Below are 23,968 nucleotides of genomic sequence, written 5' to 3'. Positions count from 1 at the left end.
CCGGCGACGACCCGGCCGGGCTGACGGTGGTCGCGCGTGGCGACCCCCGTCCGGCTCCCGGCCGGCGGGGCCGGTCAGCCCCGGTTCGCCAGCGCCTCGCGGACCGCGGAGGACGTCGACGGCACGGTCGCCGTCGGGCCGACCTCGCCGGAGACGGCGTCGAGGGTCTTGAGCCCGTCACCGGTGATCATCAGGACGGTCTCGGCGTCGGGGTCGAGCGCCCCGGCCTCGAGCAGCTTCTTGATGGTCGCGATGGTGACCCCGCCCGCGGTCTCGGCGAACACGCCCTCGGTGCGGGCCAGGAGCCGGATGCCGGCGACGACCTCCTCGTCGGACACGTGCCCGACCGAGCCGCCGGTGCGGCGCACCGAGTCGAGGACGTACGGACCGTCGGCCGGGTTGCCGATCGCCAGCGAGCGCGCGATGGTGTCCGGCTTCTGCGGCTGGATCACGTCGTGACCGGCCTCGAAGGCCCGCGCGACCGGCGAGCAGCCGGTGGCCTGGGCACCGAACACGGTGTACGGGGTGGGCTCGACCAGACCCAGGGTGCCGAACTCGGTGAACCCCTTGTCGATCTTGGTGAGCTGGGAGCCGGATGCGACCGGGACGACCACCTGCTGCGGGAGCCGCCAGCCGAGCTGCTCGGCGACCTCGTAGCCCAGGGTCTTCGAGCCCTCGGCGTAGTACGGGCGGACGTTGACGTTCACGAACGCCCAGTCCTCGTGCTCGGCGGCCAGCTCGGTGGCGAGCCGGTTGACGTCGTCGTAGTTGCCGTCGACGGCGAGCAGGGTGCCGCCGTAGACCGCGGTGGTGACGATCTTCGCCTGCTCCAGGGAGGACGGGACCAGCACGACCGAGTCCCAGCCGGCGCGGGCGGCCGCGGCGGCCACGGCGTTGGCGAGGTTGCCCGTGGAGGGGCAGCACAGCACCGAGAAGCCGAGCTCACGGGCAGCGGCGAGCGCGACGGCGACGACGCGGTCCTTGAACGAGTGCGTCGGGTTACCCGTGTCGTCCTTGATCCAGATCTTGCGGACGCCGAGCGCGCGGGCCAGGTTGTCGGCCTCGATCAGCCGGGTCAGGCCGGGCTCGGTGTTCGCGTGCTGCTCGACGGTCGAGGGGACCGGCAGCAGGTCCTTGTAGCGCCAGATCGACTTCGGGCCGGCCTCGATGGAGGCGCGGGTGACCGTCGGGAAGTCGTAGGCCACCTCGAGGGGGCCGAAACAGCGCGGACACGCGAACTCCGCGGCGAGCGGGGTCTCGTGGCGGCACTCGCGGCACGCGAGAGCGCGCGCGGAGCCCAGGTCGTAGGCAGAGGTGGTTTCGGGCGCAGCAGTGAGAGTCACGAGATCTCCTCATCTGTCCCGCCGGAGGTGGCGGGCCGGAATTGGCACCGTGTTCGTCGACGTCCTCGCCGCGCGGAAGGCGCAGGTCTGGGCGGATCGTCGTGCGACGCCGGTTGCCGGGGCTTCAACGGGCCGTTCCCTCTGCCCCTCTGGATGAGCCATATGCGGTTGTGGTGCTCCGGACGCCGAGCGCCGGAACCGACGACGACGGTACGCGAACGGGGCACCGCACCGCCAGGCGAGGTCGTCGTGCCGGGACGCGGCTCACCCGTTGTCAGGGGTGTGGGCCACCATGGGGGTGTGAGCAGCACGAGCGAACCGGGCCCGCTGCAGCTGGTCGTCGGGGACGAGGAGTTCCTGGCCGAGCGGGCGGTGTCCGACCTGGTCCGGCGCGCCCGGCAGCGCGATCCGGAGACCGAGCTGCGCCGCTTCCGCACCTCCGAGGTTGCCCCCGGCGAGCTCGCCGGGCACCTCAGCCCCTCGCTCTTCGCGGAGGGCAGGGTGATCGTGCTCACTCATGGCCAGGATGCGAACAAGGACATGACCGCAGCCCTCGCCGACTACGTGAAGGACCCGGCCGACGGGATCGTGCTGGTGGTCCAGCACGCCGGGGGGGCGAAGGGCAAGGCGGTCCTGGACCTGATGCGCAAGGCCGGGGCGCACACCGTCACCTGCAACCGCATCACCCGCGCCGACGAGCGGTCGGACTTCGTGCGCGACGAGGTGCGCCGCCACGGGGGCACGATCACCCCCGGTGCGCTCGCGGTACTGGTCGAGGCGGTCGGGTCGGACCTGCGGGAGCTGGCGGCCGCGGCCGGACAGCTCGTCGCGGACACCGGCGGCGCCGTGGACGAGGCCGGGGTGCGGCGCTATCACCGCGGCCGGGCCGAGTCCTCCGGCTTTGCGGTGGCCGACGCGGCGGTCGCGGGGGACCGGCGGGCGGCGATGGAGGCGCTGCGGTGGGCGCTGGTGCTCGGTGTCCCGCACGTCCTGATCGCCGACGCGCTCGCGGACTCGGTGCGCACCCTGGCCAAGGTCGGCTCGGCCGGGCGGGGCGACCCGAACCGGCTGGCCGGTGAGCTGGGCATGCCTCCGTGGAAGATCCGCAAGGCACAGCAGACGGTCAGGCAGTGGCGTCCGGAGCAGCTCGCCGACGCCATCGCGGCGACCGCCCGGGTGAACGCCGACGTCAAGGGCGTCGCCGCGGACGCGGGGTACGCGTTGGAGCGGGCGGTGCTGGCGGTCGTGTCCGCCCGCACCCCGCGCTGAGCCCCGCACCTCGCACCCTGCGCCCGCAGCGCATGGACGGGCCCCGGCCCGCGGCCGTGACCGGTCCGGGAAAGCGATCGGTCGAGGGACGTGTCCGGTGCGGGTACACGAGCGGTCCTGGAACACGAGAGGTCCGGGGACACGAGCGGTCGGGGGTCACGAAAGGTCCGGGAAACACGACGACGGCGCCGCCCCGATGGGGCGGCGCCGTCGTGGGGGAACCGGGGCGGCTCAGGCCTGGACGTCGTTGAGACGCTTGGCCAGGGCCGACTTGCGGTTCGCCGCCTGGTTCTTGTGGATGACGCCCTTGCCGGCCGCCTTGTCGAGGGCCTTGGCCGCCTTGCGCTGCAGCTCCACGACGTTGTCGGCGCCGGAGTCGGCGGCCTCGCGGAAGTGGCGGATCGCGGTCTTGACCGACGACTTCACCGACTTGTTGCGCTGCCGGCGCTTTTCGTTGGTCTTGACACGCTTGATCTGCGACTTGATGTTGGCCACGTCTGCCTCTGGTCTTCCTGCCTGCTGGTCGGCTGGTCTTGTGTACGTCCGGGTCCGCTCCGGCGGCACCGAACAGCATCACTGGAGAGAGGGTCCAGGCCGTTTCGGGCGAGCACGCCGAGCGCTCGACGCACAAGGTTACCAGTGGCGTCCTCGCCCCCTGTTCCGGGTCACCAGACGCGGTAGGGCAGGAACTTCCCGTTCAGCGTGATCACGGCCCGGTCGCCCTTCGGGTCGGCGACGCGCTGCAGGTCCAGCTCGAAGTCGATCGCGGACACGATGCCGTCGCCGAACTCCTCGCGGACCAGCTCGGAGATCGTCGTGCCGTACACCTGCACCATCTCCGAGAGGCGGTAGACCAGCGGGTCGGTGAGGTCCACCGCGGCCGCGCCGCGCTCCGGCGGGAGGGTGAGGGCGTCGACGACGTCGTCGTCCAGGTCCAGCAGGGAGCCTGCGGCCTCGGCCTGCTCGCGGGTCAGCGTCTGCTGCCCGAGCAGGGCCGAGGTGGACCACTCCAGCGAGCGGCCCAGTGCCTCGGCGATCTTGTCCCAGGTCAGGCCCAGCTTCTTCTTCCTGGCGAGCACGACACGCGCCGCGCTCAGCCGGTCGAGCGGGGGGACGGGGGTGACCGACACGGTGACTCCTCCGGGTTGGGGACTCGACTCCTGGCCGTTCGATCGTGCGCGATCGGCCGCGTCGGGGCAACGCGGGGACGCCCGGCGTGAACAGCGTGTGACGACCTGCGGTGCCACCACGGCGGCCGCCCGGCCCGACATGGGACGATGGGCCCCAGTGCCCCGAGCCCCGAGTGCCCTGAGCACCCGAAGTGCCCGAAGCCCCACGCATGAGCGAAAGCCGAGTACAGCCGAGTGACGACGTACGCCGACCGCACGTTCACCCCGCCGGAGCGCATCCGGAACTTCTGCATCATCGCCCACATCGACCACGGGAAGTCGACCCTGGCCGACCGGATGCTGCAGGTCACGGGGGTACTGAGCGATCGTGACGCCCGGGCCCAGTACCTGGACCGGATGGACATCGAGCGCGAGCGTGGCATCACGATCAAGGCGCAGAACGTCCGGCTGCCGTGGACCGCGAAGAACGCCGACGGCGTCGAGACCGAGCACGTGCTGCACCTGATCGACACCCCGGGCCACGTCGACTTCACCTACGAGGTGTCCCGGGCACTCGAGGCGTGCGAGGGCGCGATCCTGCTGGTCGACGCCGCGCAGGGGATCGAGGCGCAGACCCTGGCCAACCTGTACCTGGCCATGGAGAAGGACCTGCACATCATCCCGGTCCTCAACAAGATCGACCTGCCTGCCGCGGACCCGGAGCGCTACGCCGCGGAGATCGCGCACATCACCGGCTGCGAGCCGGAGGACGTGCTGCGGTGCAGCGCGAAGACCGGTGAGGGTGTGGAGGCGGTGCTCGACGCCGTCATCGCCCAGATCCCCGCCCCGGTCGGCGACGCCGACGCGCCCGCCCGGGCGATGATCTTCGACTCGGTCTACGACACCTACCGCGGCGTCATCACCTACATCCGCGTCGTGGACGGAAAGCTCTCGCCGCGCGAGAAGATCAAGATGATGTCCACCGGCGCCGAGCACGAGCTGCTCGAGATCGGCATCGTCTCCCCGGAGCCCAAGCCGTCCGACGGCCTCGGCGTCGGCGAGGTCGGCTACCTCATCACCGGGGTGAAGGACGTCCGCCAGTCCAAGGTCGGCGACACCGTCACCTCCAAGCGCAACGGGGCCACCGACCCGTTGACCGGCTACCGCGAGCCGCAGCCGATGGTCTACTCCGGGCTCTACCCGATCGACGGGTCGCAGTACCCCGACCTGCGCGAGGCGCTGGACAAGCTGCAGCTCAACGACGCCGCCCTCACCTACGAGCCGGAGACCTCGGCCGCGCTCGGCTTCGGCTTCCGCTGCGGCTTCCTCGGCCTGCTGCACCTGGAGATCACCCGCGAGCGCCTCGAGCGCGAGTTCGACCTCGACCTGATCTCCACCGCGCCCAACGTCGTCTACCAGGTCACCACCGACGACGGCGAGGAGATCGAGGTGACCAACCCCAGCGACTGGCCGGTGGGCAAGGTCGCCGAGGTCCGCGAGCCGATCACCAAGATCACCATCCTGGCGCCGTCGGAGTTCGTCGGCACCATCATGGAGCTGTGCCAGAGCCGGCGCGGCCAGCTCGGCGGGATGGACTACCTGTCCGAGACCCGCGTCGAGCTGCGCTACACGATGCCGCTCGGCGAGATCATCTTCGACTTCTTCGACAACCTGAAGTCGCGCACCCGCGGCTACGCCAGCCTCGACTACGAGGAGGCCGGCGAGCAGGTCGCCGACCTGGTCAAGGTCGACATCCTGCTGCAGGGCGAGGCCGTCGACGCGTTCTCCGCGATCGTGCACAAGGACTCGGCGTACTCCTACGGCACCTCGATGGCGACCAAGCTCCGCGAGCTCATCCCGCGCCAGCAGTTCGAGGTGCCGATCCAGGCCGCCGTCGGCGCCCGGATCATCGCCCGCGAGACGATCCGCGCGATCCGCAAGGACGTCCTCGCCAAGTGCTACGGCGGCGACATCTCCCGCAAGCGCAAGCTGCTGGAGAAGCAGAAGGAGGGCAAGAAGCGGATGAAGACGATCGGCCGCGTCGACGTCCCGCAGGAGGCCTTCGTCGCCGCGCTGTCCACCGGGGGCGGTACGGCCACCGAGAAGCCCAAGAAGTAGCCCCGGACGCGAAGCGGGCCCGACTCTCAGCGGGGAGTCGGGCCCGACGTGTACGTGGTGGGGGCGGGGAGCGCGGGGGCCGGTTACATGGCCAGGCCTGCCCGGGGGCCGGGGATCGGCCCGTCGCACGGCGCGGGCCGGGCGGCGGGGGCGCGGCGCGGCGACAGGATGCGCTGCACCCGCTGGCAGACGGACTCGACGACCGTCCGTCCCTCGGCAGACAGGTGCACCAGCACACGGCGCCGGTCGAGCGGGTCGGCCGACCGGTAGGCCAGCTTCTTCTCGACGAGGCGGTCCACGATCCGGGTGGCCGTGGGGGCGGGCAGCGACGTGTGTCCCGCGACCTCGCCCATGCTGCGGCCGGTGCCGCGGGCGAGCATCAACAGGACGCGCCAGCCGTCACGGCTGACGTCCGTCGAGGACGGGTTGGTGGACAGGGCTGTGGCCACGGCGTGGTCGACCCGGTCCAGGAACTCGACGACACCCGCGGCTCCAGGCGTCGGGGCAGCCATGGTGGCAGTCCCCGACGCCCGTCGACTGAAAGGCTCGGTCACGATGACGCACTGTACTTGCCGAACGGGCGAAATCCGACCCTGTCCTGGGCAAACGTCCCCCGAGCGCCGGGCGGTCGTCACGCAGCGATGACCGACAGGGCGACGACCAGGCATTTCGTAGACCGCTTGACGTGACCCAACGACATCACGAATGCATCACACCCGGATCTCGTAACGGATCAGCGGGTCAGGACGATCTTCCCCGCCGTCCGCCCCGCGGACATCGCCTCGAACGCCTCCTTCGCGGAGTCCATCGGCAGTTCGGTCCCGATCTCCGGCGCGATCCCGGCCGTCGCGACGAAGTTCATGAGATCCACGAGCTCCTGCCGCGTCCCCATGGTCGACCCGACCACCTCGAGCTGGAGGAAGAACAGCCGCTGGAGGTCCGCGGGCGGGTTCGGGCCCGAGGTGGAGCCGCAGATGACGATGCGGCCACCGGGGCGCAGTGCCCGCATGGAGTGCTTCCAGGTGGCCTCGCCGACCGACTCCATGACGGCGTCGACCTTGCCCGGCAGCTTCGCGCCGGACTCGAAGGCGGCGTGCGCGCCGAGCCGCTCGGCCAGCGCGCGCTTCTCCTCGTCGCGGCCGGTGACCCACACCTGGAGGCCCGCGGCGCGGCCCAGCTGGATCAGCGCCGTCGAGACGCCGCCGGAGGCACCCTGGACGAGCACGGTCTGGCCCGGCTGCAGGCCCGACTTGGTGAACAGCATCCGGTACGCGGTCAGCCAGGCGGTGCCGAGCACGGCGCCCTGGCCGGGGGTGAGGCTCTTCGGGGCGGGGACCGCGTTGCGCGCCGGGACGATCACCTTCTCGGCCATCGTGCCCTGGTGGCGCTCGGTCAGCAGGGTGCGCTGCGGGTCGAGGGTCTCGTCGCCGCGCCAGTCCGGGTCCCCGATGATCGGGTAGAGGACGACCTCGGTGCCGTCGTCGAGGGTACCGGCGCCGTCGCAGCCGAGGATCATCGGGAACTGGTCGGGCTTGATGCCGACCCCGCGCAGCGTCCACAGGTCGTGCATGTTGAGGCTGGCGGCGGAGACGGTGACGGAGACCCAGCCGTCGGGGACCTCCGGGTCGGGCCGCTCGCCCACGACGAGGGAGTCGAGGGGAGCGTCGGCGTTGGGCTCCTGCGCGTAGACAGCGAACATGGCCCCGAACCTAATGCCTGGGCGCGGGGACTACCGTGTGGAGTGTGCGCACGATCGTCGACGGCTGGGACGCGTTCGAGCTGTGGCTCACCGGCCTGCCGTTCGTGGTGCAGGTCGTGTTCGTGACGGTGGTGGTCCTGCCCGCGTGCGCGCTGGTCGCGATCGGGGCCGACCGTGCCACCCGGCGCTTCGACACGCCCCGCGGGCGCCGCGACGGCGGGGCCTGAGCACTCAGACCGGCTGGGCCGCCAGCGCGGTCAGGGCCTCCGAGCAGCCGGCGTCGACGCGCAGGTCGGCGAGCTCGTCGCCCCGGGTCGCCCCGCGGTTGACGATCACGACCGGTACCTCCGCCCGGTGGGCGGCCCGGACGAACCGCAGCCCCGACATGACGGTCAGCGAGGACCCGGCGACGAGCAGCGCACCGTCCTCGGGGGTCACCGTGGCCACCATCGCGTAGCACCGCGCCACCCGGTCCTTCGGCACGTTCTCCCCGAAGAACACGACGTGCGGCTTGAGGACCCCGCCGCAGGACGCGCACGGCGCGATCCGGAACCCGTCGGTGATCTCCACCGCGGCGTCGCCGTCCGGGGCGGTCTCGACCTGCGCGCTGTGCGCCTCGGTGAAACCGGGGTTCAGCGCGGTGAGCCGGGCCGCCAGCGCGTCGCGGGCGGTGATCTGCCGGCAGTCCAGGCAGACGACCTCGTCGATGCGCCCGTGCAGGTCGACGACGTCGCGGCTGCCGGCCACCGTGTGCAGGCCGTCGACGTTCTGCGTGACCAGCCCGTCGACGACGCCCGCGGCCCCCATCGCGGCCAGCGCGCGGTGCCCGGGGTTGGGGTCGGCGCGGCGCATCCGGGCCCAGCCGACGTGGCTGCGCGCCCAGTACCGCTGCTGCGCGGCCTCCCCGGAGACGAACTCGGAGTAGGTCATCGGGTTGCGCGGGCGCGAGCCCGGGCCGCGGTAGTCCGGGATGCCGGAGTCGGTGGACAGCCCGGCCCCGGTGAGGACGACCAGGCGTCGCCCGGCGAGCAGATCCAGCGCCGCACCCGGGTCGGTGGTGACGACGGGGGAGGGCATGCCCCCAGGGTAGGCGCGCCCGGCGGTTCCGCGCGCTCCGATGGCCCGCGTCACCGCTCCGCCCCGCCGCGCGTTCTCGGCCCCGCCGGGGCGCTGAACGTGCCCGCCGAGTGGTACGCGGTGAACCCGTCGGGGCCGCTCCCGGGTCCGTGGTGTGCCACTCGGCGTACCCCGGCGACCGGACTGGTTCGCGATCGCACACCGGGGACGCCGAACGGCCCCGCCCGGCGCGGTGTCCCGGATCCTGCGCCGGTGGACGTGCCGGGGTGGCCCCTGATCTTCCGCGGCTCGGCCGCCGTCGGCGCCGGTCTCGTGACGGCACGACGGCTGCAGGGGCCGGCGTTCGTCCGGGTGCTGCCCGACACCTGGGCCGCCGGGCACCTCGTCCCGCTCGGGCACGCCGACCGGTGCCGGGCGGTGTTCCGCTGGTCCGGCGGTCGCGGGGTGATCGCGGGATGGGCCGCGGCGGAGCTGTCCGGTGCTCCGTGCGCGCCGGCCGGGGCGGCGGTCGAGGTTGTGCTCCCGGTCCGGGCCCGGGCCCCGGCCGGGGTGCGCGTGCGCCGCGACCGGCTGCACCCCGGTGAGATCGGGTGGTGCGACGGGGTCCGGGTCACCACGCCCTTGCGCACCGCGTTCGACCTCGCCCGCGGGGAGGACGAGACCGACGCCGTCGTCGCGGTGGACGCGCTGGCGTTCCGGCACGGGTTCTCCCCGGACCGGCTGCTGCACTTCGTGGTCCGCTACCGGGGCCTGCGCGGGGTGTCCAGGGTCCCCGGCGTCCTGGGGCTCGCCGACCGGCGCGCCGCGTCCCCACCCGAGACCCGGTTGCGGTTGCTCCTGGTCCGGGCCGGGCTCCCGAGACCGCAGACCCAGCGCCCGGTGCTCGACGACGTCCGGCGCCGCGCGGTGTGGCTCGACCTCGCCTATCCCGCGGTCCGCGTCGGCATCGAGTACGAGTGTGCCGACCACACCGGCCCCGACCGGGTCCTGCGCGACGCCACGAGGGTGACCCGCCTCGTCGACGCCGGGTGGCGGATCTACCGCTACGCCCGGTTCGACCTGCGCGACGAGCCCGGGCGCATCGTCGCGGAGATCGGCCGGGCTCTGGACCACGCGCCGAGTGGCACGCCGTGAACTCGCCCCAGGGGGTCCGAGGTGCCTGATGTGCTACTCGCCGGACCGGACCGGACCGGACCGGCTAGCTAGGGCCAGGGCGTGGCGAGCGGGGCCGGGCGGGGCGAGCGAGGCCGGGCCAGGGCCGGGCCGCGCGAGCCGGGCCGGGGGGCAACGGGCTCAGCCCTGCGGCACCCAGGACGGCGTCCGCTTCTCACCGAAGGCCCGGATGCCCGCCTGTCCCTCCTCGGAGGCGAAGTAGGACGCCGACAACGTGTTCATCGCGGCGAAGTCGTCGCTCATCGCCGCCGGGCGCTCGCGCCGCAGCATCGCCTTCGTTCCGGCCAGGGCGCCGGGCGCACCGAGGCGCAGCATCCCGGTGTAGCGGACCACCTCGTCGTCGAGGGCCTCGGCCGGGACGGCGCTGTTGATCAGCCCGACGGCCACCGCGCGCCGCGCGTCGAAGGTCTCCCCGGTGAGGAAGAGCTCGTGCGCGGCGCGGGCGGACAGCCGGGGCAGGACGGTCACCGAGATGACCGCGGGCACCACCCCGATCCGGACCTCGGAGAACGCGAAGGTGACCGACTCGGCGGCGACGGCGATGTCGCACGCCGCCACGATCCCGACCCCGCCGGCGCGGGCCGGCCCCGACAGGCGGGCGACGACCGGCTTCGGTGAGTCCCACAGCGTGGTCAGGATCCGCGGCACCTCGGTGACACCCTGCTGCTCGGCGCCCGCGCCCCGCGACTCCCGCAGATCCATGCCCGCGCAGAACACCGTGCCGGTGTGGGTCAGCACGATCACCCGCACCGCGTCGTCGGCGATCGCCGCGTCGAGGTGCGCGATCAGCTCCCGGCGCAGCTGCGTCGAGAGCGCGTTGCGGTTGCGCGGGGAGTCCAGGGTGATGGTCGCGACCCCGGCCTCGACGGCCAGGTGGACGAGCTCGGGGGAGTCGACGGTGTCTGCCACCCCCGCAGACTAGGACCTCAGGCCTTCGTCCAGGTGCTGGTGATCGACACCCCGGCCAGGGCGAACAGCTGCGACACCGGGCAGCGGCGCTCGGTCTCGCGGGCGAGCTGCGCGACCTGCTCCTCGGTGCCGTCGGTGGTGATGACGGCGTCGATCCGCAGGTTCTGGAAGGTGGTCTCGCCGTCACGGTGGGTGCCGGTGGTCATCGTCGTTGGGTTGAAGTCGGCGGCGAGGTCGAAGCGCACGTGCTCGATCGTGATGCCGAGCTCCTTCGCGACGATCGAGCTGGTGACCTGGTTGCACGACGACAGCGACGCGAGCGTGTAGGCGAGCGGGCTGGGGTGCTCGTCCTTGCCGCCGAAGGCGGGGTAGGCGTCGGTCTCGATGACGTAGTCGGCGCCGTCGACCGCGACGGTCTGCGCGACACCGGTGCCCTGACCGCTGACGGCGAAGGTGACGAGGGGCATGGGTGAGACTCCCAGGGGTGCGATACGTGTGCGGGGCGGCTGATCAGAGGCGCGGACAGAGCGCCCCGGCCGTCCGGGCGAGGTCGATGTGCAGCCTCCGCACGAGCGCGATCACGACGCCAGTGAACCGCACCGAACGGTTCTGCGCGACGTGATGGAGTCGACCGAACCGGCGACGCCCGTGGTCCGATGCGTGCGGTGGCGCCCGTCGCCGGGAGAGGGTTACGCTCGTAAACGGAGATTGCTCCGTTTCTGGGAGGACAGCTGTGAGGATCGGACTGCACATCGCGGACTTCACCTACCCGGCCGGCCCGGCCGGGCTGGCCGACGACCTGTCCCGGATCGCCGCGGCGGCCGAGGAACAGGGCTTCGCACGGGTGAGCGTCATGGACCACCTCTGGCAGATCCGGCCGGTCGGACCGGTCGAGACCGACATGCTCGAGGCCTACACCGTGCTCGGCTACCTGGCGACCCGCACCGAGAAGGTCGACCTGCTGGCCTGGGTGACCGCGGTGACCTACCGCGACCCTGGTCTGCTGGTGAAGGCCGTGACCACTCTGGACGTGCTGTCGAAGGGCCGCGCGATGCTGGGCATCGGCGCCGCCTGGAACGACGAGGAGGCCACCGGGCTCGGACTGTTCTTCCCGCCGACGGCCGAGCGGTTCGAGCGGCTGGAGGAGACGCTGCGCATCGCCCGGCAGATGTGGAGCGACGACGACGGCCCCTTCGAGGGCACCCACTACCGGCTCGGCGCCACGCTGAACACGCCGCAGCCGCTGCGCAGGCCGCACCCGCCGATCCTGATCGGCGGTGGTGGGGAGAGGAAGACGCTGCGCCTGGTCGCGCAGTACGCCGACGCGTGCAACCTGTTCGGCGGCCCCGAGCTGGAGCGCAAGCTGGACGTGCTGCGCACCCGCTGCGAGGAGGTGGGGCGCGACTACGACGAGATCGAGAAGACGGTCATGACGCGGCTCGACCCGGCCGATCCGAAGGCGGCGGTCGAGGAGCTGCGCGGCTATGCGGCACTCGGCGTGCAGCACGTGCACACCATGGTGCCGGACGTGGCGGCGATCGAGCCGTTGCGGGTGTTCGGGTCGGAGATCATCCCGGCGGCCGCCGAGCTCTGACCCGTTCGGTCAGCCGCCGGGTTGGCGGGGCATCGTCCGGAGGATCGCGACCTGCTGGTCCAGCTCGGCCGCGATCAGCTCGGCGTGCAGGGCGGCGGAGGCGCCGTCGTGTGCGGCGAGCGCACGGTGGCGGCGCACCAGGTCGTCGATCGAGTCCAGCAGCCGGTCCACGGTCGAGCGGCCGGCCTGGGGTGCCGGGGTCTCCACGGGTGGGGGAGCCTCGGGCAGGGGGTGAATCAACTCTGCGGTCATGCGACGTTCTCCGTTGAACGTGTCGGGGTCGGGGCGTGTCATGCGCAGTCGTTCCTGGTCTCTCGTACTCCGTTGTACCCGCTCCAACGCTCTTTTACTGTGCGTAGAACACTGGTGCGACGCAGGACACGGTGACCGGGTGCACCGGCGCGGTGATCGGTCGTGATCATCGCCTGTCAGGGGGCCGGTCGGCGCGGTCGGCGGGCGAACGGAGGGTGGTCGTCGCGCCGGTCATGGAAACGGCGGGTGACGAGCCCGTGACGGTTCGTTGCGACACCTGTACCCGAAAGGGTGACACAACCTAGCGTCCGGACCATGATCATTCGACCGGATGCGCGGTCCGGGCTGTGTGCCCTGATCGTCGGGGCGCTCGTCGCCGTACTGGCCGTCCTCGGCCTCGCCCTGCCCGCCGCGGCCGTCGCCGCACCCGCCCCGGCCGCGGCGGCCGCCGTCGCCGCTCCCGCCGCCCCGGCCGCCGTCGCCGCTCCCGCCGCCCCGGCCGCCGTGCCGGGGGAGGAGGAGTCCGGGCTGCCGGTGCGGGCGCTGTCGTCGCTGCCGTCGCAGGCCACCGACACCTACCGGCTGATCCGCTCCGGCGGGCCGTACCCGTACAGCCAGGACGGGACGACCTTCCAGAACCGGGAGGGGATCCTGCCCGCGAAGTCCTCGGGCTACTACAAGGAGTTCACCGTGACGACCCCCGGGTCGAGCACCCGCGGTGCCCGGCGGATCGTCACCGGATCGGGCGGGGAGTACTACTACACGGCCGACCACTACGCCTCGTTCGTCGTGGTAGACGTCTCGAGGTGAGCACCCTTCCCCGTGAGAGCGCCGGAACCGCGCCCGCCGTCGACGCGGCCCGGGGGCGGGCCGGTGGCACCGGTCTCGTCGCCGTCGTCGAGGGGGTCGCGGACCGCACCGCGGTCCTGTCCGCCCTCGGCCGGGCGCTGAGCTTCCCCGAGTACTACGGCCACAACCTCGACGCGCTGGCGGACTGCCTGGGCGACCTGTCCTGGCTGCCCCCCGGGCCGGTCGAGCTCGTCGTCGCCGACGGGCCGCTCGCCGCGGCCGACCCCGGCACCCACGCGGCCGTCCTGGAGATCCTCGCCGAGGCCGTCGAGACGACGGCGGGCACCGACCGGCCGTTGCGGGTCACCCTGGCGGGTCCGGCGACCTGAACGGCCACGCCCCGGAATCTCAGAGGTGCGGCACGACGTTGACCCCGGGGAACGGTCCGTGACGGGTGGCCGTGGACGGGGAGGAGACCTACCGTGGACGCCATGGGTCTCCGGCTGGTGAGGCGCAGGCACGTCGACCTGTGCCGCCTGCGGTGGGCGCCGTGAGGGGTCGTCCCCCTCCGCCCGCCGACCCAGGAGCGCCCCATGTCCCGTAGTCCGCACGCCCCGTCCGTCGTGATCGTCGGCGCCGGCCCCCGCGGGGCCGGCGTGCTCGAGCGGATGGTCGCGAGTGCCCCCGAGCTGCTGCCCGACGCCCTCGCGGGACCCGGCGTCAACGTCCACCTCGTCGACCCGTTCCCGGCCGGGGCGGGCCGCATCTGGCGGCACGCGCAGTTTCCGCTGCTCGCGATGAACTCGATGGCCGCTGACGTCACGATGTGGACCGACGACTCGGTCGTCTGCGACGGCCCGGTGGCGCCCGGCCCGTCGTTCTGGGACTGGGCACGGGACCTGCGCGAGCACGGTGACCCGGTTGCCGGGCTTGGTCCGGAGCTCACCGACGAGCTGGCGCAGGTCACGGCGTCGACGTTCCCGTCGCGGCGGCTGCAGAGCCACTACCTCGCCGCGGTGCTGCGCGAGGTCGTCGAGCGGGCGCCGGCCGGGATGCGGGTGCACGTGCACCGCAGCACCGCCGAGGCCCTCGACGAGGCCGACGGCCGGCAGGTCGTGACCCTCGCCGACGGCACCGTCCTGCGCGGCGACGCCGTCGTCCTGGCCTCCGGGCACCTCGACGCCACCCCCACCGACGACGAGATCGCGCTCGCCGCCCGCGCCGCCGAGCTCGGCCTGCGCTACCTGCCACCCGAGCAGACCTCGGACTCCGACCTCTCGGTCATCGCCCCGGGCGAGACCGTGCTGGCCCGCGGGCTGGGGCTGGCGTTCGTCGACCTCGTGGTGCTGTTGTTCGAGGGCCGCGGCGGGCGCTTCGTGGCGGACCCGGACGACACCGACCCGGACCGGCTGCGCTACGAGCCGTGCGGGCGGGAGCCGGTGCTGGTCGGCGGGTCCCCGCGCGGCGCGACCTACCACTCCAAGACCCACTACCAGCTGCGGGGCGGGCGTCCGCCGCTGCCGCGGTTCCTCACGCCCGAGGTGGTCGACGCCCTGATCGCCTCCGGTGGCCCGGTCGACGTCGGCACCCAGGTGTGGCCGCTGATGGCGAAGGAGATCGGCTGGGGCTGGTACCACGAGCTGTTCGTCGGCCACCCCGACCGTGTCCGCGCCGGGTGGGACGAGTTCGCCGAGCGCTTCGCGGCCGTCGCGCACGGCTCGCCCGAGGAGACGGCGCTGATTGCCGAGCTGGTGCCGGACCCGCTCGACCGCCTCGACCTCACCGCGCTGGACCGGCCGCTCGACGGCGTGCACGCCCCGGACCTGGAGACGCTGCAACCGCTGGTGCGCGAGCGCATCTCCGAGGACCTGCGCCAGCACGTGGACGAGCGGCACACCCCGCACCTGGGCGCGTTCGTCGCGATGCTGTCGGTCTACACCGAGACCACCCGCCTCGCCGGGGCCGGGGTGCTCTCACCGCGCTCGCGGGCGCGGGAGCTGCCGTGGTGGCAGTCGTTCTTCAACTCCGTCGCCTCCGGCCCGCCGGGGTTCCGGGTCCGCCAGATGCTCGCGCTCTCCCGTGCCGGGTACCTGCGGTTCCTCGGGGCGGGGATGACCGTCGACGTCGACGCCGACGGGTTCCACGCCACGAGCACCACCCTCGCCGGTGCGGAGCCGGTCACCTCCCGGGTGCTGGTCGACGCCCGGCTGCCCGACCCGAGCGTCTCGCGCACCGTGGACGGGCTGCTGGGCGGGCTGCTCGCCCGTGGTGAGGCCGTCGAAGAGGTGCTGTACGACGACGACGGCGCCCCGCTGCGCAACACCGGACTGCTGTCGGTCCGCCCGGCCGACGGCGCACTGCACACCGCGGACGGCGGGGTGCACGAGCGACGGTTCGCGGTCGGGCCGCACACCACGGTCAAGGTCGCGGGGGCGTTCACCCGGCCCGGGATGAACGCGCAGAGCCTGCGCTACAACGACGCCGTCGCCCGGGCCGTGCTGGGGGCCCTGCCCGGCGCCGCGGCCCGCGCCGTCCCGGCGGCCTGAGCCGTCCCGCCCGGGGTGTGCCCCCGGGCGGGACCCGGACTCAGACCGTCAGACCGGAGAACAGCAGGACCGCCAGTCCGAGGCCGACGGCCAGGTTGACCCCGGTCGCCGCGGCGAACACCCCGATCGGGCGCCACCCGGCCTCCCGCAGCGGTGCCACCCGGAACTCCAGGCCGATCGAGACGAAGGCCAGGATCAGGAACGTCGTCCGGAAGGCGTTGACGTCGCTGATCAGCGGCTTCGCGACGTCGGAGCCGGCGGTCGCGACGAACACGGTCGCGATCACCGAGGCGGCGAGGAACCCGAGCACGAACTTGGGGAAGCGCTCCCAGAACTCGCGCAGGCCCGGCCGGCCCGCCGAGCCGCTGCGCTCGACCTTCAGCGTGAAGTAGGCCGTCAGCGCCACCGCGACGACGCCCAGCAGCGCGTTCTGGGTGGTCTTCACGATGGTCGCGATCTGCAGCGCCTCCTCGCCGACGATCGCCCCGGCCGCGCTGACCGCGGCGGTGGTGTCGATGTTGCCGCCGATCCACGCACCGGCGGCGGCGGGCGACAGACCCAGCGCCCCGACGGCGGCGGGCAGCAGGAAGATCGACGGCAGCGCGAAGAGGATCACCAGGCTGGCCGTGTAGGCGAGCTGCTCCTTGCGGGCCTGCACCGCGCCGGCGGCCGCGATCGCCGCGCTGACGCCGCAGATGGACACCGCGGACGCCAGCAGGGCGCGGAGCTTGTCGTCGACCCCGGCCCGCCCGGCGAGCCACCAGGTGAAGCCGAAGACCACGGTGATCAGGACGACCGCCTGCACCACGGCCGGTCCGGCGGCGCGGACGATGATCGAGAAGTCGATCGAGGCGCCGAGCAGGACCAGACCGGTCTTGATGAAGAACTCGGTGCGGAAGCCGCCCGAGAGCCGTTCGCGCAGCCCGGTCAGGGTGAGCACGACGTTGCCGAGCAGCCCGAGCGCGATCGCGTAGACCGGGTACTCGATCGCGTCGGCGATCCCGGACAGCGCGGTGCCCTCGGCGGCGTCCGGGACGGTCTGTTCGAGGAAGCGGACGAGTCCGCCGAGGACGAGGACGACCGCGACTCCGCCGAGCCCCCACAGGAGGGTGGAGCGGGTCGACGCCTGCGTCCCGGAGTCGGGCCCGGTCTCCGGCTGGGTCTGCGGCGTGGTCGGCGGTGTGGTCCCTGGTTCGGCCGGTCGGCCGGCGTGCTGGTCGGTCACGGGACCAGCCACCCCGGCCAGAGCCCGGACAGGATCAGGACGAGCAGGAGGAGGCCGACGACCGTCGCGGCCCAGTCCTCGTTCAGGGCGAGGCGCCGCTGTGCGGGGACGTCCCCGGGCTCGTGTTCGGTGCCGGCGCGAGTGCCGGGCGGGGTGTCGGACGGGGTGCTCACGGGTGGCCCCCGGAGGTGGTGCGGGACATGGAGTTCCTCCACGACGAGTGGCTGCGGGTACACGGCGGCGCGTGGCCCGGCGGGCCACGCGCCTCAGAACCGCGGACAGAACTCGTCGTAGGCGTGCGGCCGCCGGGACGGCCAGAACTCCTCCCGGTCTCGCGCGAGGTGCGTGAGGACCGCGGGGTGCGTCGCGCAGCGACGGGACACCGGGGCGGTCATGGCCCGATCGTGCGCCGTCGGGACGAAGCGGACAAGGTGTCGCCCACGGGACGGACGGGGTGTCCGGACACCGCATCCGCCCGGCCCGTGGGGAGGTCAGCCGGTGGAGACCGGCTGCTCCTGGTCGACCGGCGTCGCCGCGTCCTCGGTCCGGCTGCGGCGCAGCCGGGTGACCGCCGCACCGATCGCCAGCGCCCACAGCACGAGGATGACGGCGTAGACGGCCGCGGTCACCGCACCGCTCGCGTCGGCGGCCCGCAGCAGCGTCCGGGCGTTGGTGAGGATGATGACGCCGCCGACCGCCGAGCCCAGGACCGGCGTCGGGATTCGGGTGACGAGCCAGGCCGCCAGCGGCGCGGCCAGCACCCCACCGATCAGCAGCCCGCCGATGGTGGAGGGGGCGAGCACCTCGTGGCCGAGCCCGACGAGGAACCCGGCGCTCGCGGCGAGCGCCACCAGGAACTCCGAGGCGCTGACCGAACCGACGACGGTGCGCGGTGCGGTCCGTCCGGCGCCGAGCAGGGCCGGGGTGGAGACCGGGCCCCACCCGCCGCCGCCGGACGCGTCGACGAATCCGGCGACCAGGCCGAGCGGGGACAGGAACCGGGCGCCGTGCGGGGAGGTGCGGGCGGTGGCGACCTTCGGCGGCCGCACACTGAAGCGCAGCAGGACGTAGACGCCGAGGGCGAGCAGGATCCCCGACATGAACGGGGCGGCGTTCTCGGTGGACAGGGCCGACAGCAGCGTCGCTCCCAGGAACGCGCCGATCGCACCCGGCACGCCCAGCTTGAGCACGAGCTTCCAGTCGACGTTGCCGAAGCGCCAGTGCGAGGCGCCGGAGGCGAGCGTGGTGCCGACCTCGGCCAGGTGCACCGAGGCGCTCGCGGTGGCTGGGTTGATCCCGGCGAAGACCAGCAGCGAGGTCGAGGTGATGCCGTAGGCCATGCCGAGCGCGCCGTCGACCAGCTGGGCCGCGAGGCCGACGAGGGCGAAGACGATGAGTGTGGGCACGGACGATCCTTCCCGGACTGCCGGTGGACGCGGTCCCGGGCCCCGGCCCGTCCCGGTGGGGGACGCGGGTGGCGGGGCGGCCGCGGTCACGGTGACCGGTGGTGTGGTGGGGTGGCGCTCGGCGCCGTGGGACGGGTCAGCGAGCGCGACAGAACTCGTCGAACGCGTCGAGCCGGCGCGACGGCCAGAACCGCTCGAGGTGCGCGACGAGGTGCCAGGACACCGCCGGATCCGCCTGCGAGCGGCCGGGTGACAGGACCCGGTCGGCGGGCGTGGCGGTGGTGGTCACCGATCCATGGTGGAACGCGAGCGGGGTGTCGACAAGCCGACGTCCGCAGACCGGGACCGCGGTGAAGGTGCCCGGACAACTGCTGTGACCAGCTGATGTCCGGGCGGAGGCGTGGACGAATCGCTGTCGTGGGCCACGGCTGTGACCCGACACACCGGGGCCGGTCCGGACACCGTGCCCCGTCGCGCCCACCCGGTGATCGCCGGCAGCGAGGGGATCGGTGCCGGTTCGGGCACCGATCCCCTCCCCCGTCGCGATCACCGCCGGGTCGCGACGCCACTGCCACCCTCGGCCGCGGTCGTCGTCGCGGAGCCGGGTACGACGCGGCCCCCGCACCCGGAGCGGATGCGGGGGCCGTGGACGGCGCGGAGTGTTCAGCCGGCGGCCGGCACCGCCGCGAGCGGGTCGCCCACCAGCCCGGCGGCGAGCGTGTTGCCCGTCGGCGGGTCGATCAGCAGGAACCCGCCGGTGGTGCGGACGCGGGCGTAGGCGTCGACCGGCAGCGGGTCGGCGACGCGCAGCGACACCCGTCCGATGTCGTTGATCTCCAGCTTCTCCGGGGCGGGGGCGTAGGACACCGTCTCGGTGTCCAGCCGCGACCCCAGCGTCCCCACGATCACCTGGGTGGTGCGGGTGCCGTGCTTGAGCAGCAGCCGCGCGCCGGGCAGCAGCGGCTTCTCGGCCAGCCAGCACAGCGTCGCGTCGATCTCGGAGGTGACCTCCGGGACGTCGGACGCGGCCGCGATCAGGGCGCCGCGGGGGGCGTCGATGTCGTCGGCGAGCAGCACCGTCACGCTGAGCCCGGCCCCGGCGGCCGCCAGCGGGCCGTCGGAGGTCCGGACCTCGGAGACGGTGGTGCGGTGCCCCTCGGGCAGGACGACGACCTCGTCGCCCGGACGGACGGTGCCCGAGGCGACCTGGCCCGCGTAGCCGCGGTAGTCGTGGAGCTCGTCCGTGCGGGGCCGGATCACGTACTGGACCGGCATCCGGAACGGGGCCGTGGTGTCCGGGCCCTCGACCGGGACCGACTCCAGGTGCTCCAGCAGCGTCGGCCCGGTGTACCAGGGGGTGTGCCCGCTGCGGGACGCCACGTTGTCCCCGACCAGCGCGGACAGCGGGATGACCTGCACCGTGGCGTCGTCGAAGCCGAGCGAGCGGGTGAGCTCGGTGAACTCGCGCTCGATGTCGGCGATCTTGGCCTCGTCGTACTCGATGAGGTCGATCTTGTTGATCGCCAGGACCAGACGCGGGACGCGCAGCAGCGACAGCACCGCGGCGTGCCGGCGGGTCTGGGAGACCACGCCGTTGCGGGCGTCGACCAGCAGCACCGCCAGCTCCGCGGTGGAGGCTCCGGTGACGGTGTTGCGGGTGTACTGCACGTGGCCCGGGGTGTCGGCGAGCACGAACTCCCGCGTCGGCGTGCCGAAGTAGCGGTAGGCGACGTCGATGGTGATGCCCTGCTCGCGCTCGGCGCGCAGGCCGTCGACGAGCAGCGACAGGTCCGGGGTGGACATCCCCTTGTCGACCGAGGCGCGCTCGACGGCCTCGATCTGGTCGGCCAGCACCGACTTCGTGTCGTAGAGCAGGCGCCCGACCAGAGTGGACTTGCCGTCGTCGACGGAGCCCGCCGTGGCGAAGCGCAGCAGGTCGCGCGGGGTGGCGGTGTCCACCATCAGAAGTAGCCCTCCTTCTTCCGGTCCTCCATCGCGGCCTCGGACAGCCGGTCGTCGGCCCGGGTCGCGCCACGCTCGGTGAGCCGCGACGCGGTGACCTCGGCGATGACCTCGTCGAGGGTGATGGCGGTGGACTCGACGGCTCCGGTGCACGAGCCGTCGCCCACCGTGCGGTAGCGGATCGACCTGCGCTCCAGCTTCTCGCCGTCGCGCGCTCCGCCCCAGGGACCCTCGGCGAGCCACATGCCGTCGCGCCGGAACACCTCGCGCTCGTGCGCGTAGTAGATCGACGGCAGCTCGATGCCCTCGCGCCGGATGTAGCGCCAGACGTCGAGCTCGGTCCAGTTCGAGATCGGGAACACGCGGACGTGCTCACCGGGGGCGTGCCGTCCGTTGTAGAGGTTCCACAGCTCCGGGCGCTGCTTGCGCGGGTCCCAGCGGCCGAACGCGTCGCGCAGGCTCATGATCCGCTCCTTGGCCCTGGCGCGCTCCTCGTCGCGCCGGCCACCGCCGAACACGGCGTCGAAGCGGTGCTCGGCGATCGCGTCGAGCAGCGGCTGGGTCTGCAGCGGGTTGCGGGTGCCGTCGGCGCGCTCGACGAGCCGGCCGTCGGCGAGGTAGTCCTCGACACGGGCGACGTCCAGGCGCAGCCCGTACTGCGCGGCGACCCGGTCCCGGAACTCGATGACCTCGGGGTAGTTGTGCCCGGTGTCGACGTGCAGCAGACCGAACGGCACCTTGGCCGGCGCGAACGCCTTGATCGCCAGGTGCACCAGCAGCGTCGAGTCCTTGCCACCGGAGAACAGGATCACCGGGCGGTCGAACTCGCCGGCGACCTCGCGGAACACGTGGATCGCCTCGGACTCCAGGGCGTCGAGCGCGTCGAGGGCCGGGGTCGTGACGGCGGGGGTCACGGCGGTCTCCTCCAGGGCGGTCATGCGTGCAGCCCGCACTCGGTCTTGGCGCGACCGGCCCAGCGACCGGAGCGTGGGTCCTCGCCGGGCTGCGGCTTCGCCGTGCAGGGGGCGCAGCCGATGCTCGGGTAGCCGGCGTCGACCAGCGGGTTCACCAGGATCCCGTGCTCGGCGATGTAGGCGTCCATGTCCTCGTCGGACCAGGCGGCGATCGGGTTGACCTTCACCAGGCCGAACTTCTCGTCGTAGGTGACCAGCGGGGTGTTCGCCCGGGTCGGGGCCTCCACACGGCGGACGCCGGTGACCCAGGCGTCGTAGCCGGACAGGGTCCGCTCCAGCGGGACGACCTTGCGCAGCGCACAGCAGCGGTCCGGCTCGCGGGCGAACAGGTCCTTGCCGTACTCGGCGTCCTGCTCGGCGACCGACTGGTCCGCCTGCGCGTTCACGATGCGCAGCTGCGGGTAGACGGCGTCGACCGCGTCGCGGGTGCCGATGGTCTCCGCGAAGTGGTAACCGGTCTCCAGGAACAGCACGTCGACGTCCGGCTTCGCCCGCTGGGCGAGGTCGACCAGGACGGCGTCCTGCATGTTGGAGGCGACGATCAGCCGGTCGCCGAAGGTCTCCGCGGCCCAGGCGAGCACCTGCTCGGCGGTCGCGTCGGAACCGAGGTCGGCGGCACCGCGCTCGGCGGTGACCCGCAGGTCGGTCTCCATGGCAACACTCATGATTCCGCTCCCGAGGTCTCGGGGACGCCGATCCCCACGAAGGTCACGACGAAGGTGCGCAGGCAACCGGCGCACCACCAGGCGGCACCGGGGACCTTGTCCGACCGTTCGGCCGGACGCAGGTCCTCCTCGCCGCAGTACGGGCAGTAGAACGTCGCGGCGCGCTCGCTCATTTCAGGTCCGCCTCGTCGGCCCGCAGGACCCACTGGGCGAAGCGCTCGTCGCCGTCGCGCTGCTCGGCGAAGCGGCGCACGATCCGCTCGACGTAGTCACCCAGCTCGGCGCTGGTGACCTTGAGCCCGCGCAGCTTGCGGCCGAACCCGGAGTCCAGCCCGAGCCCGCCGCCCAGGTGCACCTGGAAGCCCTCGACCTGGTTGCCGTCGGCGTCGGTGACGATCTGGCCCTTGAGCCCGATGTCGGCGACCTGGGTGCGGGCGCAGGCGTTCGGGCAGCCGTTGAGGTGCAGCGTGATCGGCACGTCGGGGACGACGTCGGCGAGACGCTTCTCCAGGTCCTCGACCAGCCGGATCGCCCGCTCCTTGGTCTCGACGATCGCGAGCTTGCAGAACTCGATGCCGGTGCAGGCCATCGTCGAACGACGCCAGGTCGACGGCCGGGCCGGCAGCCCGAGCTTGTTCAGGTCCTCGACCAGCCCGTCGAGCTTGTCGTCGGCCACGTCCAGCACGACGATCTTCTGGTACGGGGTGAACCGGATGCGGTCCGACCCGGCGCGCTCGGCGGCGTCGGCGACGGCGAGCAGCGTCGTGCCCGACACCCGGCCCGAGGGCGGGGCGGCGCCGACGTAGTTGCGGCCGTCCTTCTGCTTGTGGACGCCGACGTGGTCGATCGGGCGCTCGGGGACCGCCGGGGCGGGACCGTCGACCAGCTTCCGGCCCAGGTACTCGTCCTCCAGGACCTGGCGGAACTTCTCCGGGCCCCAGTCGGCGATGAGGAACTTGATGCGAGCGCGGTGGCGCAGGCGACGGTAGCCGTAGTCGCGGAAGACCTGGATGACGCCGTGCCACACGTCGGGCACCTCGTCCAGCGGGACCCAGGCGCCGAGGCGCTCCGCGATCCGCGGGTTGGTCGACAGGCCACCGCCGACCCACAGGTCGAAGCCGGGGCCGTGCTCGGGGTGCTCCACGCCGACGAAGGAGATGTCGTTGATCTCGTGCGCGACGTCCTGCTGCCAGGAGATCGCGGACTTGAACTTGCGCGGCAGGTTCGACAGCTCGCGGTCGCCGATGAAGCGGCGCACGATCTCGTCGATGGCCGGGGTCGGGTCCACCACCTCGTCGGCGGAGACGCCGGCGACGGGGGAGCCCATGACCACGCGCGGGCAGTCGCCGCAGGCCTCGGTGGTCTGCATGCCCAGCGGCTCGATCAGGTTCCAGATCGCCGGGACGTCCTCGACGCGGATCCAGTGGTACTGGATGTTCTCCCGGTCGGTGACGTCGGCGGTGTCGCGGCCGTAGCGCTGCGAGACCTCACCGAGCGCGCGCAGCTGCTCGACCGAGACCGAGCCGCCGTCGAGGCGCACGCGCATCATGAAGTAGGAGTCGTCGAGCTCCTCGGGCTCCAGCGCCGCGGTGCGGCCGCCGTCGATCCCGGGCCTGCGCTGGGTGTAGAGCCCCATCCAGCGGAACCGGCCGCGCAGGTCGGCGGGGTCGATCGAGTCGAAGCCGCGCTTGGCGTAGACGTTCTCGATCCGCGCGCGCACGTTGAGCGGGTTGTCGTCGCGCTTGTTGCGCTCGTTGGGGTTCAGCGGTTCGCGGTGGCCGAGCTTCCACTGCCCCTGGCCCTTCGGGCGGCGGGGTGCGGTCTTCGAGGGCGCCATGTGGTGGGTGCTCCGATGTGG

The 23,968-nt window shown here is 72.9% G+C and carries 28 protein-coding genes and 1 riboswitch; of the genes, 8 read left to right on the top strand and 20 right to left on the bottom strand.

Going from position 1 to position 23,968, the window contains the following annotated elements:
• Positions 1 to 74: 74 nt before the first annotated feature.
• Positions 75 to 1,343, bottom strand: a complete 1,269-nt coding sequence (thrC, locus tag XF36_RS16925; protein WP_060712736.1) for a threonine synthase — start codon at positions 1,341 to 1,343, stop codon at positions 75 to 77.
• Positions 1,344 to 1,349: 6 nt separating this feature from the next.
• Positions 1,350 to 1,503, bottom strand: a riboswitch (SAM riboswitch).
• Between the two features lie 140 nt (positions 1,504 to 1,643).
• Between thrC and holA the strand changes: the two genes are divergently transcribed.
• On the top strand, positions 1,644 to 2,612 hold the full coding sequence (gene holA, locus XF36_RS16920) for a DNA polymerase III subunit delta (protein WP_060712735.1): 969 nt from the start codon (positions 1,644 to 1,646) through the stop codon (positions 2,610 to 2,612).
• 231 nt (positions 2,613 to 2,843) lie between these two features.
• On the opposite strand, the gene rpsT is transcribed toward holA, so the two are convergent.
• Positions 2,844 to 3,107 (bottom strand): 30S ribosomal protein S20, encoded by a 264-nt coding sequence (rpsT, locus tag XF36_RS16915; RefSeq protein WP_020626283.1) that lies wholly within the window; start codon positions 3,105 to 3,107, stop codon positions 2,844 to 2,846.
• A gap of 170 nt (positions 3,108 to 3,277) precedes the next feature.
• On the bottom strand, positions 3,278 to 3,742 hold the full coding sequence (gene cynS / locus XF36_RS16910; protein WP_020626282.1) for a cyanase: 465 nt from the start codon (positions 3,740 to 3,742) through the stop codon (positions 3,278 to 3,280).
• A gap of 234 nt (positions 3,743 to 3,976) precedes the next feature.
• On the opposite strand from cynS, the gene lepA reads away from it, so the two are divergent.
• The gene (gene lepA, locus XF36_RS16905; protein WP_060712734.1) at positions 3,977 to 5,839 is read left to right on the top strand and encodes a translation elongation factor 4; all 1,863 of its coding nucleotides are present in this window, start codon (positions 3,977 to 3,979) and stop codon (positions 5,837 to 5,839) included.
• 83 nt (positions 5,840 to 5,922) lie between these two features.
• Here the strand turns inward: lepA and XF36_RS16900 are convergent, their stop codons facing one another.
• Together XF36_RS16900 and XF36_RS16895 are read right to left on the bottom strand one after the other, a co-directional pair.
• Positions 5,923 to 6,351 (bottom strand): MarR family winged helix-turn-helix transcriptional regulator, encoded by a 429-nt coding sequence (locus tag XF36_RS16900; protein ID WP_020626280.1) that lies wholly within the window; start codon positions 6,349 to 6,351, stop codon positions 5,923 to 5,925.
• A 221-nt stretch (positions 6,352 to 6,572) separates the two neighbouring features.
• Complete coding sequence (locus XF36_RS16895; RefSeq protein WP_060712733.1) at positions 6,573 to 7,538, bottom strand: zinc-binding dehydrogenase; 966 nt, start codon at positions 7,536 to 7,538, stop codon at positions 6,573 to 6,575.
• 44 nt (positions 7,539 to 7,582) lie between these two features.
• On the opposite strand from XF36_RS16895, the gene XF36_RS16890 reads away from it, so the two are divergent.
• A complete protein-coding gene (locus tag XF36_RS16890; RefSeq protein WP_060712732.1) occupies positions 7,583 to 7,765 on the top strand; it encodes a hypothetical protein in 183 nt (60 codons plus the stop codon).
• 4 nt (positions 7,766 to 7,769) lie between these two features.
• Here XF36_RS16890 and XF36_RS16885 read toward each other — a convergent pair whose 3' ends face one another.
• A complete protein-coding gene (locus tag XF36_RS16885) occupies positions 7,770 to 8,615 on the bottom strand; it encodes an NAD-dependent protein deacetylase (protein ID WP_060712731.1) in 846 nt (281 codons plus the stop codon).
• Between the two features lie 252 nt (positions 8,616 to 8,867).
• Between XF36_RS16885 and XF36_RS16880 the strand changes: the two genes are divergently transcribed.
• Positions 8,868 to 9,749 (top strand): hypothetical protein, encoded by an 882-nt coding sequence (locus XF36_RS16880; protein ID WP_060712730.1) that lies wholly within the window; start codon positions 8,868 to 8,870, stop codon positions 9,747 to 9,749.
• A 159-nt stretch (positions 9,750 to 9,908) separates the two neighbouring features.
• Here the strand turns inward: XF36_RS16880 and XF36_RS16875 are convergent, their stop codons facing one another.
• From XF36_RS16875 to XF36_RS35685, 3 genes are read right to left on the bottom strand one after another with little or no spacing between them, the layout of a single operon-like run.
• A complete protein-coding gene (locus XF36_RS16875; protein ID WP_060712729.1) occupies positions 9,909 to 10,697 on the bottom strand; it encodes an enoyl-CoA hydratase-related protein in 789 nt (262 codons plus the stop codon).
• A 17-nt stretch (positions 10,698 to 10,714) separates the two neighbouring features.
• Positions 10,715 to 11,164: an OsmC family protein gene (locus XF36_RS16870; RefSeq protein ID WP_060712728.1), complete on the bottom strand. Its 450-nt coding sequence runs from the start codon at positions 11,162 to 11,164 to the stop codon at positions 10,715 to 10,717.
• A gap of 43 nt (positions 11,165 to 11,207) precedes the next feature.
• Complete coding sequence (locus XF36_RS35685; protein ID WP_414706196.1) at positions 11,208 to 11,450, bottom strand: putative leader peptide; 243 nt, start codon at positions 11,448 to 11,450, stop codon at positions 11,208 to 11,210.
• On the opposite strand from XF36_RS35685, the gene XF36_RS16865 reads away from it, so the two are divergent.
• Positions 11,431 to 12,291 (top strand): LLM class F420-dependent oxidoreductase, encoded by an 861-nt coding sequence (locus XF36_RS16865; RefSeq protein ID WP_060712727.1) that lies wholly within the window; start codon positions 11,431 to 11,433, stop codon positions 12,289 to 12,291. The genes XF36_RS35685 and XF36_RS16865 overlap by 20 nt on opposite strands.
• Positions 12,292 to 12,300: 9 nt before the next feature.
• Here the strand turns inward: XF36_RS16865 and XF36_RS31675 are convergent, their stop codons facing one another.
• Positions 12,301 to 12,543, bottom strand: coding sequence for a hypothetical protein (locus tag XF36_RS31675; RefSeq protein WP_143510327.1), 243 nt, complete (start codon positions 12,541 to 12,543; stop codon positions 12,301 to 12,303).
• A 315-nt stretch (positions 12,544 to 12,858) separates the two neighbouring features.
• Here XF36_RS31675 and XF36_RS16855 point away from each other — a divergent pair, with 315 nt between their 5' ends.
• From XF36_RS16855 to XF36_RS16845, 3 genes are all read left to right on the top strand, one after another.
• A complete protein-coding gene (locus XF36_RS16855; protein ID WP_060712726.1) occupies positions 12,859 to 13,353 on the top strand; it encodes a ribonuclease domain-containing protein in 495 nt (164 codons plus the stop codon).
• Entirely contained in the window at positions 13,350 to 13,721 is a 372-nt protein-coding gene (locus XF36_RS16850; RefSeq protein WP_060712725.1) for a barstar family protein, read from the top strand. The genes XF36_RS16855 and XF36_RS16850 overlap by 4 nt, the downstream gene beginning before the upstream one ends.
• A 204-nt stretch (positions 13,722 to 13,925) precedes the next feature.
• Entirely contained in the window at positions 13,926 to 15,878 is a 1,953-nt protein-coding gene (locus tag XF36_RS16845) for an FAD/NAD(P)-binding protein (protein WP_060712724.1), read from the top strand.
• 40 nt (positions 15,879 to 15,918) lie between these two features.
• Here the strand turns inward: XF36_RS16845 and XF36_RS30540 are convergent, their stop codons facing one another.
• The 10 genes from XF36_RS30540 to XF36_RS16810 form a co-directional block, all read right to left on the bottom strand.
• A complete protein-coding gene (locus tag XF36_RS30540; RefSeq protein ID WP_238588923.1) occupies positions 15,919 to 17,103 on the bottom strand; it encodes a YeiH family protein in 1,185 nt (394 codons plus the stop codon).
• Entirely contained in the window at positions 17,100 to 17,276 is a 177-nt protein-coding gene (locus XF36_RS34245) for a hypothetical protein (protein ID WP_238588922.1), read from the bottom strand. The genes XF36_RS30540 and XF36_RS34245 overlap by 4 nt, the downstream gene beginning before the upstream one ends.
• Positions 17,277 to 17,369: 93 nt before the next feature.
• Positions 17,370 to 17,498 (bottom strand): hypothetical protein, encoded by a 129-nt coding sequence (locus XF36_RS34890; protein ID WP_255357056.1) that lies wholly within the window; start codon positions 17,496 to 17,498, stop codon positions 17,370 to 17,372.
• Positions 17,499 to 17,594: 96 nt separating this feature from the next.
• A complete protein-coding gene (locus tag XF36_RS16835; protein WP_060712723.1) occupies positions 17,595 to 18,509 on the bottom strand; it encodes a sulfite exporter TauE/SafE family protein in 915 nt (304 codons plus the stop codon).
• 136 nt (positions 18,510 to 18,645) lie between these two features.
• Positions 18,646 to 18,798 (bottom strand): hypothetical protein, encoded by a 153-nt coding sequence (locus XF36_RS32510; RefSeq protein ID WP_020624367.1) that lies wholly within the window; start codon positions 18,796 to 18,798, stop codon positions 18,646 to 18,648.
• 374 nt (positions 18,799 to 19,172) lie between these two features.
• Positions 19,173 to 20,471 (bottom strand): sulfate adenylyltransferase subunit 1, encoded by a 1,299-nt coding sequence (locus XF36_RS16830; RefSeq protein ID WP_060712722.1) that lies wholly within the window; start codon positions 20,469 to 20,471, stop codon positions 19,173 to 19,175.
• Entirely contained in the window at positions 20,471 to 21,409 is a 939-nt protein-coding gene (gene cysD, locus XF36_RS16825) for a sulfate adenylyltransferase subunit CysD (RefSeq protein ID WP_060712721.1), read from the bottom strand. The genes XF36_RS16830 and cysD overlap by 1 nt, the downstream gene beginning before the upstream one ends.
• Complete coding sequence (locus tag XF36_RS16820; protein ID WP_414706248.1) at positions 21,406 to 22,098, bottom strand: phosphoadenylyl-sulfate reductase; 693 nt, start codon at positions 22,096 to 22,098, stop codon at positions 21,406 to 21,408. Before XF36_RS16820 ends, cysD begins: the two co-directional genes overlap by 4 nt.
• A gap of 8 nt (positions 22,099 to 22,106) precedes the next feature.
• Positions 22,107 to 22,283, bottom strand: a complete 177-nt coding sequence (locus tag XF36_RS16815) for a hypothetical protein (protein ID WP_020624363.1) — start codon at positions 22,281 to 22,283, stop codon at positions 22,107 to 22,109.
• Entirely contained in the window at positions 22,280 to 23,947 is a 1,668-nt protein-coding gene (locus tag XF36_RS16810; protein WP_060712719.1) for a nitrite/sulfite reductase, read from the bottom strand. The genes XF36_RS16815 and XF36_RS16810 overlap by 4 nt, the downstream gene beginning before the upstream one ends.
• Positions 23,948 to 23,968 lie beyond the last annotated feature (21 nt).

The organism is Pseudonocardia sp. HH130629-09, from assembly GCF_001294645.1.
Lineage (GTDB): Bacteria > Actinomycetota > Actinomycetes > Mycobacteriales > Pseudonocardiaceae > Pseudonocardia.
The sequence above is the reverse complement of the archived record's forward strand: the minus strand, read 5'-3'. Positions and strand labels throughout refer to the sequence as shown.